At 52.1% G+C, this 1,351-nt stretch carries 1 protein-coding gene; it reads left to right on the forward strand.

Annotated elements, in window-relative coordinates; translation table 11 throughout:
* Nucleotides 1–19: 19 nt before the first annotated feature.
* Nucleotides 20–1,342, forward strand: coding sequence for an IS4-like element IS1271 family transposase (locus LVQ79_RS22460; protein ID WP_232867053.1), 1,323 nt, complete (start codon nucleotides 20–22; stop codon nucleotides 1,340–1,342).
* The last annotated feature ends 9 nt before the right edge of the window (nucleotides 1,343–1,351 follow it).

Genomic DNA, 1,351 nt, shown 5'->3' on the forward strand with positions numbered 1-1,351 from the left:
CAACATGGACCCTTTTTAAATGGAACTTTCACAAGCTCTCGGTATTATCAATCTCACTGCCCCCGATGAAGTTCAAAGCCTCGCTGACCTCCTGTCTCCTGACCTCATTCAGCAAGCTTTTTCTCTCACTGACACCGTCACCCTACGCAAGCGTAAACTCCCCCTCGAGTCCATGGTCTGGCTGGTTATCGGCATGGCCATATTCAACAATAAGCCTATGAGTCATATCGTTAATCTGATGGATATTGTTGACCGAACCGGACGCTCATTCACCGCACCCAGCTCCGTTATTGCCCGCAGAAAAACGTTAGGCGAAGATGCCATCCGGGTTCTGTTTGATATCACTCAGCAACACTGGCATGCAGAGGCAAAACATCCTCTCTGGCACGGACTGACACTCAATGCTGTCGATGGCGTAGTCTGGCATACGCAGGACACGCCTGAAAATGCAGAGGCCTTCGGTAAGGCTTCGAACCAGCACGGTGAACGCGGATATCCTCAGGTCCGCATGGTATGCCTGATGGAACTGAGCAGCCACCTGTTGCGGGCCAGTGTGATGGGCAGTTACGACGTTAACGAGATGCGCCTGGCGGCACAGCTGGCAGACAGCGCGCCGGATAACAGTATTACGCTGTTTGATAAGGGTTTTTACTCTTTAGGGCTGCTGCATGACTGGCATAATGCGGGCGAAAATCGCCACTGGCTGATGCCGCTGAAAAAGAACACGCAGTACGAGGTGGTATGTAAGCTCGGCAAACAGGACGAGCTGATACGGCTGAAAACGTCACCGCAGGCCAGAAAACAGTGGGAAGGACTGCCGGAAGAAATGACCGTGCGGCTTATCCGCCGGAAGGTCAATGGCGTAGAACGGCAGGTTCTGACGTCAATGACGGATGCGATGCGTTATCCGGCCGCGAGCGTGGCGGAGCTTTATAAGCATCGCTGGGAAATCGAGTTAGGATACCGGGAGACGAAGCAGTTTTTACTGGGGAACCGGTGGGCGTTGAGAAGTAAACTGCCGGAAATGGTCAGGCAGGAACTGTGGGGTATCCTGCTGACTTATAACCTAATTCGTTACCAGATGATCAAGATGGCGTTTAGCCTGAAGGGAGATTATCTGCCTTATCAGCTGAGTTTTAGCGGTGCAGTGTCGGAGATATTACGGTTGTTAATCGGGCTGCCGTGGTCATCAGCGGGAGCCATCCCGGGTCACCTGAAGCATTTTTACAGCAACGCAGCGATGCTAAAACTCCCCTCGAGGCGTGAGCGTGAATATGCAAGGGAAGTGAGAGAAAAAAGGTCGAAATATCCCTTAAAAAACAATGCCGGTCACCTTAAGTGACCGGCATTA

The sequence above is a fragment of the Buttiauxella cochleicola genome (genome assembly GCF_021282405.1).
GTDB lineage: Bacteria > Pseudomonadota > Gammaproteobacteria > Enterobacterales > Enterobacteriaceae > Buttiauxella > Buttiauxella massiliensis.

What these genes read in the sequence shown, in the direction of transcription:
- LVQ79_RS22460 (WP_232867053.1), top strand. Translation starts at nt 20, where the DNA reads ATGGAACTTTCACAAGCTCTCGGTATTATCAATCTCACTGCCCCCGAT.